The 1,247-nt window shown below is 36.0% G+C and carries 1 protein-coding gene; it reads left to right on the top strand.

From position 1 onward, the window contains the following. Positions 1-726: 726 nt before the first annotated feature. Positions 727-1,247 (top strand): outer membrane beta-barrel protein (locus tag AB5Z01_RS13735; RefSeq protein ID WP_368365623.1); only part of this gene is annotated, 521 nt, incomplete at its 3' end.

Here is a 1,247-nt window from a genome sequence, read left to right as displayed (position 1 = left end):
GAATAACGTACTGTAATTCAGTGCTGTCATCAGATGTCACCAGATGTCATCAAATGTCCTAAATGACCATAATAATCTAGTTTTGCTATAATTTTTAGACAAAAATTGCTTTTTGTCTTTTTTATACCTATGTTTGCGAATATAACCGTATTTATCAACAAAAAGCTTTGTAAAAATATGAGACAATTTAAAGTTTTGCTATTGCTCATAGCTATTTCTTGTTCCATGTTTGCGCAAGATAGGCTATCATTGTTTATTGGCAGGGCAAATAAATATGCCTCTGTGGAACTTTCGGATTACCGAAAACGTTTGTGTATAGAATATAATACCCCCAACAATCTATTGGATGATTATTATAGGCAATGTGGAAGAGATTGGGGGAATGTAGGTTTGGCCCTTGAAATAGCCAAAACATCTGGCAGGCACATGCGTGATGTATGTGATTATTATAAACGTTACCATAGGCACGGCTGGGATCGTGTTTTGATAGAGATAGGTATAAGGCCGGGATCGGTATATTACAATCCTTTCTATGACAGGGTAAATTATCATAGTAATTGTTGGCATGAACATTATTGTTCATACTGTGACCATCACCGAAAACATCATCACAAACATTATAAAAAACACAAGAAGCATAAACACAACAAACATTATAGGTGGGATGACGATGACGATGATGATTGGGATGACGATTAACACTTATAGGTATAAAAGTATATTGAAATGAGAAAGATTTTAATTTTTTTAGGATTGTTGTTTGTTATGTTGAGTGGCGTTTATGCTCAAAAAGGTAGACAAGCTATTGGATTCGGACTGAGTTATGGGACGGAAATTGAGAGTATTGGCCTTGGGTTGAAATATCAATACAATATAACCAACCCCATACGTCTTGAGCCGTCTTTGAATTACTTTATAGAAAACGACAATGTTAGTATGTTGGACATAAATATGAATCTCCATTATTTATGTCCCGTAGGCAGAAGCGTAAAGTTATATCCCCTATTCGGTTTTACATTTTCTAATTGGATGTTTGACCTAGGAGATGGTTTTGATATTGATGTGGACGGAGACCATATTCATATAGACAAAGATGATGACAATCATAACGAATGCAGGGTAGGAGTGAATATCGGTGGTGGAGCCGACTTCGCATTGACAAGTAGTTGGATTATGAATTTCGAGTTACGCTACCAACTGGTCAGTGATTTTGATCAGGCTGTATTCAATTTGGGATTCGCTTATCG

The organism is Ruminococcus sp. RTP21359st1_H3_RTP21359_211015, from assembly GCF_040909065.1.
Classification (GTDB): Bacteria; Bacillota; Clostridia; order Oscillospirales; family Ruminococcaceae; genus Hominimerdicola; species Hominimerdicola aceti.
Note: the sequence above shows the minus strand (reverse complement) of the source record. Positions and strands in the feature narration are given on the sequence as shown.